Annotated in this window: 7 protein-coding genes; 2 read left to right on the top strand and 5 right to left on the bottom strand. The window is 64.9% G+C overall.

The window, feature by feature from the left end; translation table 11 throughout:
* Positions 1-213 precede the first annotated feature (213 nt).
* Positions 214-1,722 (top strand): hypothetical protein, encoded by a 1,509-nt coding sequence (locus tag CKO23_RS18440; RefSeq protein ID WP_200333288.1) that lies wholly within the window; start codon positions 214-216, stop codon positions 1,720-1,722.
* Positions 1,723-2,098: 376 nt separating this feature from the next.
* Positions 2,099-2,419 carry a N(2)-fixation sustaining protein CowN gene (gene cowN / locus CKO23_RS18435; RefSeq protein WP_207168605.1) on the top strand — a complete coding sequence of 107 codons (321 nt, stop codon included), beginning with the start codon at positions 2,099-2,101 and terminating at the stop codon, positions 2,417-2,419.
* Between the two features lie 28 nt (positions 2,420-2,447).
* Here the strand turns inward: cowN and lipB are convergent, their stop codons facing one another.
* The 5 genes from lipB to CKO23_RS18410 all read right to left on the bottom strand — a co-directional run bounded on the left by lipB (position 2,448) and on the right by CKO23_RS18410 (position 6,570).
* On the bottom strand, positions 2,448-3,035 hold the full coding sequence (gene lipB / locus CKO23_RS18430) for a lipoyl(octanoyl) transferase LipB (protein WP_440870576.1): 588 nt from the start codon (positions 3,033-3,035) through the stop codon (positions 2,448-2,450).
* 83 nt (positions 3,036-3,118) lie between these two features.
* A complete protein-coding gene (locus tag CKO23_RS18425) occupies positions 3,119-3,388 on the bottom strand; it encodes a YbeD family protein (protein ID WP_200333287.1) in 270 nt (89 codons plus the stop codon).
* A complete protein-coding gene (locus tag CKO23_RS18420) occupies positions 3,381-4,241 on the bottom strand; it encodes an aminotransferase class IV (protein ID WP_200333286.1) in 861 nt (286 codons plus the stop codon). The genes CKO23_RS18425 and CKO23_RS18420 overlap by 8 nt, the downstream gene beginning before the upstream one ends.
* A gap of 47 nt (positions 4,242-4,288) precedes the next feature.
* Positions 4,289-5,428 carry a D-alanyl-D-alanine carboxypeptidase family protein gene (locus CKO23_RS18415; protein WP_200333285.1) on the bottom strand — a complete coding sequence of 380 codons (1,140 nt, stop codon included), beginning with the start codon at positions 5,426-5,428 and terminating at the stop codon, positions 4,289-4,291.
* 98 nt (positions 5,429-5,526) lie between these two features.
* A complete protein-coding gene (locus CKO23_RS18410; protein ID WP_200333284.1) occupies positions 5,527-6,570 on the bottom strand; it encodes a septal ring lytic transglycosylase RlpA family protein in 1,044 nt (347 codons plus the stop codon).
* Between the last annotated feature and the right edge of the window lie 102 nt (positions 6,571-6,672).

The following is a 6,672-nucleotide window of genomic DNA, read 5'->3' as shown; positions in this document are numbered from 1 at the left end:
CGTGCGTCGCGCTGCCTCGCCAACCAATCCTGGCGCGCAGTTTGAGTCAAACGCTGGGGCCTGTACAGAATCGAAGGTAAATCCCACTACGGCGAGTCAATCTGCGGTAGAACGGTTTCGCCGTGCCGAGCCGGCACGGCCGGTGGATTCGATGGCGCACTTGCCCTAGCCTAGTCGCGACCAAGAAACGCCTGCCAAGAAGGAAATTCTGCTATGCGTAAAGTGTTCGGCGCGCTCGCGCTGCTTCTGTCGACGAACGTCTGGCCCGCGATTCCGGCGACACCCGTGATGACGGTCTATCAGTTCAACGGCCCAATGGAGGTTCCCTATTACGATGCCGACCGTTTCGCGAGATCCGGCACCGCCTCGCGTGCCGGGACCCTGACTCAAGGCACCTCCGTCATTCCCTGTCTGGTGATCCGCAATGGCGCCGCTCTGACCGATAAGAGCGGTACGCCCTATGTTGGCTTCGAGGTGGTTGTCGACCCCAGAGACGCCTCGCGGTCATCGACCGATGTCTTCAAGCGCGCGGTGTCGGCCCGCAAAGGCAAGATGGTGCGCAATCATCACTGCCCCGCGACTGTGCGCAACGTCATCAACGTCCGTAACCTCTATGCGCTGGAGAAGGCGCCCTTCTTCGATCCGCCGCCGACCGGCCGGGCAGGGACGAGTGCCGGCGCGAGCCAGTTGGACCGCATCGTCCGAGCCTTTCATGCCTCCTCCGACTGCGAGGCGGCGAACCGTCGGCTGACGCGCCGTCGGCCCGCGCTGGAGAGCGCCTGGGAGTCCTTCATCCGGAAACGCTCGGACCTCGGTTCCGCGACGACGCTCGCCCGCGCCAAGCATCTGGACTACGCCATGCGCACGGCGCTCTACGAAGGTCATCTCGGTCGCGGCTGCAACGCCTATGGTGCCTGCGAGCGCAACGTCATCGTGCTGTCCATCCGCAACCGTGCCATCGGGCAGTGCCAGCGCGGACAGGGCTGCTCCTTCCCCGGCGACTTCCAGGGCGTTTCCTCGTCCGTCTCGCAATACAACATCTGGGACGAGTATCTGACGCAGATCTCGGGGCTGACCTCCTGTTTCCTCAGGCCCGATCTGGCCAGCAATGACTACTACGCCAAGATCCAGGCGATGTACGCGCAGACGGAGCCGGACGCCGAGCGCATCCTCTTCGGCAGCACGTCAGATCTGCGCGACGTCTTCCCTGGCAATCGCCTCTCGGATCTCACCGCCATGCGCCACTACTACCATGCGCCGGCGATGGGCAAGTGCTTCCCGCATCATGATCGGGTCGAGTACATGACGGGGGCGGTCGCCCGCAACGGGACGGACTATGCGCTCATCGCCAATACCCGCGTTCAGATCGGCTCCAAGTCCGGGAGCGGCTATGCCTTCAGGGAGTTTCTCTTCGAAGAGGCACCGGATCGTGACATCGTGAGCATCAGAGACAACTATCCGGGCTTCCTGGTCGATGCCCGCAAGGTCTCCTTGCGAGACCCCGGCTCCTGTCCGGCCTACGGCATTCCGAGCGGTTGCCGCTCGGGTGGGGCGGGGCGTTACCGCAAGACGCCGAGCTGGCTGCGCTCGGGCAAGCCGGTCGAGATCAACTGCCGCGTGTCCGATCGCGGCGAGTCCTGCCGTGGCGGTGGCTCTAAGCGCGCCGTGAGCGTCGGTGGCACCTGCGACAAAGAGATGCGTCCGGTTGCCGGGGTGCCCTAGCCTCGATGCGGCGGCCAGCACCCTGCCTGATGTGATGGCAGGGTGCTGGCCGTTTTCTGGCCCGCCTTGTGCTTAAACCCCTGGCGATTGGCGGATGTCGGCTCGCACCGGAAAGAAGGTGAGTCGCTTCAAGGGGTTGGGTATTCAGTGGGTGCGGCCTTGCCGGTCGAGAACCCTGCATCTCGGATGCGATTGTCGGATCCCTGACACTCACCCCGGTGGCGCGGCCCCTTTCCGGGCGCGAGCAGGCGCTGCCACGCATGTGCGGCGCCAGGATGCCAGCGCAGGTTCAGCTGCTCGATGATGGGCGTCCCATCGGAAGACAGCTGGTAAGAGGATACGTTGAGCCGGCGGCTGGATGCTGGCGGCTCCTTCCATGATCAATGGTTTTGAAGAGGTGCCAGAGGTGCAGTCCGCCGCCCCGAAGACCGACCGCTACATCAGTTTTGAAGGCATCGAGTGCGACGCCTGTGCCGAGCGAATCCTCAGCCTGATCCGCGAGTGTCTCGGCGAGGTCGAGTGTCCATCGGCGTGGCAGCCGTACTTCGAGCGCAAGCTTCCCGAGATCACGGGCATTGGGCAAGACGCGCTCTTCTTCGTCGGGAGCCAGGTCAATTACATCCGCGAGCTCTTCGAGCATCACGGGCTCGAAGCAGGTCTGAGCCTGCTCGATCAGATCGAGGATGAATGCTGCTGAGCACGCGGCGCCGGATCGACAGGCGGGATCATGGCCTGTCGAGCGGCTCTGATCGCTGGACCGCCTTCGCATTGAAGGCCTGTACGAGGGTCTGCGTCAGCGCATGGCCGGTGTCCGCGACCGACACGCCCGCGACGAAGTCGGAGAGTTGCGTCATGGCGAGCCCGGCATAGCCGCAGGGGTTGATACGGCGAAAGGGCTCCAGATCCATCGCGACGTTGATCGCGAGTCCGTGGTAGCAGCAACCGTTGCGCACGCGCAGCCCGAGTGAGGCGATCTTGGCCCCCGCGACGTAGACGCCGGGGGCGTCCGTTCGCCGTGCGGCCTCGATGCCATAGCCGCCAAGGACGTCGATCGCGGATTGCTCCAGCATGCTGACGAGGCGCTTCACCCCCAGCCCGATTCGTCGCAGGTCGAGCATCAGGTAGGCGATGAGCTGGCCCGGTCCGTGATAGGTCACCTGTCCGCCGCGGTCGACCTGGATGACGGGGATGTCGCCCGGATCGAGCAGGTGCTCGCGCCGCGCAGCCTGCCCCAAGGTGAAGACCGGTGGGTGCTCGAGCAGCCAAAGTTCATCCGGGGTCTCCTCCCCGCGCCCATCGGTGAATGAGCGCATGGCCTCCAAGGTGGCGCGATAGTCTTGCAGTCCCTGCAGGCGTCTCAGGAGGAAAGGCGTTTGGTCGTCTGTGCGCCCCCCGCTCACAGCGCCCAGGCCACGAGCTCGTGCGCGCTCAACTCCCGGTAGATGGCATCCAGCTGCGGCTTACTCTGTGCCTCGATCACGATTGTGATCGCGATCCATTTTCCGCCACGGCTCGACCGCACACGGATCGCAGCCTCATCGACGCCGGGCGCGTGACGCTCGACGATCTCCACCACCACGTCTTCCAGTCCGCTCTCGGCCGGCCCCATGGCCTTGATCGGGAAGCGGCAGGGGAATTCGAGCAGGGTCGTCGGAGTGTCAGACATGGCCGTTCCTCACCTGCTCCTTGTGCGCCTGATAGAGCCTGTCCATGCGCTGCCAGAGCTGTCCGGGGCGGCCATCGCCGACGGGTCGCCCGTCCAGCCGGGTGACGGGCAGCACCTCGCGGGTCGAGCTGCTGAGCCAGATCTCATCGGCGCCGCGCAAGGTTTCCAGCAGGATCGGCTCTTCCAGGTAGCGAATTCCGTGCTCCTCCGCCAATAGCAGGGCCAGCCCGCGCGTGATGCCGGGCAACAGCAGGTGGCTGTTCGGCGGGGTCATGAGGGCCTCATTCTTGACGACGAAGACATTCGAGACCGCGCCCTCCGTGACCAGGCCCGCGCGGTGCATGATGGTCTCCAGCGCGCCTTCTTCCTCAGCCTCGCGGCGCATCATGACCGCCGCAACGAGCGAAATGGACTTGATCTCGCAGCGTTGCCAGCGGATGTCCGGCCGCGTGATGCAGGCGACGCCGTCCTGTGCGATCTCGGGCCGGCGCGGCTTGATGGGGCTAGCGCTCGCGAACACCGTTGGCTGGGTGCCGGCCGGGCAGAGGTGGTCGCGACTGCCGGGCGCGCCGCGGGTGACTTGCAGATAGACGGCCTGATCCGCCGCGGGTGGGGTGCCAATCAGCCGCCTGAGCAAGGTGCGCCACTCCTCGCGGGACAGCGGATTGTCCAGGCGAATGGCGGCCAGGCTGGCATCGAACCGGTTCAGATGCTGCTCAAGCCTGAGGAAATAGCCGCCATAGCTTGGGATGACTTCATAGACACCGTCGCCGAAGAGAAAGCCGCGGTCCATGACCGAAACCTTGGCTTCCTCTGGACGCAGGAACGCACCGTTCAGATAGACCTCGCTCACCTCAGACTCCTAGCTCGGCCGTTGGGATCGGGAGAGGTCGGGTGACCTCAGAACATTTGTAGCACACTGTCCTTGGCCTTGCGCCAGAGACCGCCCTCGGGCACATCCTGGAGGGCGACGAGCGGGACGCGGATGACTTCTTCGTCGCCCATGGTGACGACGACATCGCCGACTTGCTCGCCCTTGGCGATCGGCGCATTCAACTCAGAGGTCTTCTCCAGCCGGGCGTTCAGCTTGTCATAGTTGCCGCGCGGGATGGTGGCGACCACGTTCAGGCTGGGGCCAACGGGCAGGTTCTCCTGCTCGCCGTACCAGACTCGCAGGCTCTCGATGGGTTGACCGGAGGCGAACAGCTGATGGCTCTCGTAGAAGCGGAAGCCGTAGTTGAGCAGGGCCAGGCTGGCCTCCGCGCGGGCGTTGGGGCTGGCCGTGCCCATGACGACCGAGACCAGGCGCATGTTGTCGCGCTTGGCCGAGCCGATGAGGCAGTAGCCGGCGGCCTTGGTGTAGCCGGTCTTGACGCCGTCCGCGGCGGGGTCGCGTTTCAGCAGTGGATTGCGATTGGGCTGCGTGATGTCGTTGTAGGTGAATTCCTGCGTCTTGTACCAGCCGTAGTAATCCGGGAACTCGCGAATCAGCGCCAAGGTGACCCGCGCCATGTCACGCGCCGTGGTATAGAGCTCTGGATCGGGAAGACCATTGGGGTTGGTGAAATGACTGTTCGACATGCCGAGTCGTTTGGCATTCGCGTTCATGAGATTGGCGAATGTCTCGACGCTGCCCGCGACATGCTCGGCCAGGGCGACGCTGGCGTCGTTGCCGGACTGGATGATCATGCCCTTGAGGAGATTCTCGACGCTGACCTGGGTACCGACCTCGATGAACATGCGCGATCCGCCGGTTCGCCAAGCCTTCTCGCTGATCGTGACCATGTCGGTCAGGCGCACATGTCCGGCGGCGATCTCACGAAACACGACATAGGCCGTCATGATCTTGGTGAGGCTCGCGGGCTCGAGCAGCTCGTCGGCGTTCTTCTCCGTCAGGACCTTTCCACTGTCGAAATCGATCAGGAGAAAACCCTTCGCCTCCAGTTCGGGCGGCGCTGGCGTCGGCTGTGCGGCCAGGGCGAGGAGCGGGGCGGCGCACAGGAAAAACCAGAACAGGGACAGCTTCAATACAGACTTCATGATGGGGTCCGGTGGGAGCGGGATGGCGAGGTCGTTTGCGCACGCATTCTACCCCTCCCGCCTGGGATTTGGCACCAATGTCTCAGACCATCAGCCCATCAGTTCCAGATGAGACGTGGGTTGCCGACGCCGAGCCCCGTGAGCTGTTTCGAGATGCGTTGCGCATCTTGCTCCGACGCGAGCGGCCCAACACGCACCTTGTAGAGCGCCTGACCGGATTGCCCCGGCTCGAGGATCTCGACCCCGCTCGTGCTCAACTGGCTCGCCAGGCGCTCGCGCAGCCGCTCGGCATTTCTCTGATCGCCGAAGGCGCCGACCTGCAGATAGCCTGTGCGCCCCCCTTGGCTGGGTGTCCAGGGACGCTCGCTGGAGGCCAATGCGCGCGCCGTTCGTGGTCGCGAGGGGGTGTGCGCGACCGTTGGCGGTTGTTCCAGAGTGGTCTTGGCTTGCGTCCGCGGGCTCCGGCGGCGCTCGTCGGCGGCGCTCGCCGCGGACGCCGTCTTGGCCCGCGCAGGCCGCGAGGCTTCCTGGCTCGCCAGGAAGGGGCCGGTGTCGGCGTTGTCCCGCCTGGGATCGATCGCCTTGATCTCGACCTTTGCGGTGCCTTTCTTCACCACGCCGAGCTTGACCGCGGCGGTGTAGGAGAGGTCGATGACGCGCGGGCCGTGGAAGGGTCCGCGGTCATTGATGCGGACGACTACGCTGCGCCCGTTCTCCACGTTGGTGACCCGCGCATAGGTGGGCAGCGGGAGCGTCTTGTGCGCGGCCGTCATGGCGTGCATGTCGTAGATCTCGCCCGAGCTGGTCTTGCGCCCGTGGAAGGGCTCGCCGTACCAGGAGGCGAACCCGCGCTCGACGTGCCCATGGCTGTCCTTCTTGGGGTAGTAGCGCTTGCCGAAGACGACGTATGAGTCTGGGTTGCCGGATCTGGACAGCGGCTCCACCTTGGGGACGGCGTCCGGGACCCGGGCGATCTCCGGCGGGATTGCGTCGCCGTCGACAAGCCGTTTGCCCTGGCTGGCGCAACCTGTGAGCAGGAGCATCACGCTGACGATCGCGAGCCAGGGAGGACAGCGCAATCCGAGGAAGGCCGTGGGCCGGGTGCATGTCGGAACGGCATCGAGCGAAAGGACGTTGCGCATGGGTTGTGCCCCTCTTGGAAACCCTGTGTTGAGCGGAGTCGCCGTGACTCAGCGAGCCTTGTGACTCAGCGAGCCTTGTGACTCAGCGAGCCTTTGAGCCTT

The sequence above is a fragment of the Thiocystis violacea genome, assembly GCF_016583565.1.
Classification (GTDB): domain Bacteria; phylum Pseudomonadota; class Gammaproteobacteria; order Chromatiales; family Chromatiaceae; genus Thiorhodococcus; species Thiorhodococcus violaceus_A.
The sequence above is the reverse complement of the archived record's forward strand: the minus strand, read 5'-3'. Positions and strand labels throughout refer to the sequence as shown.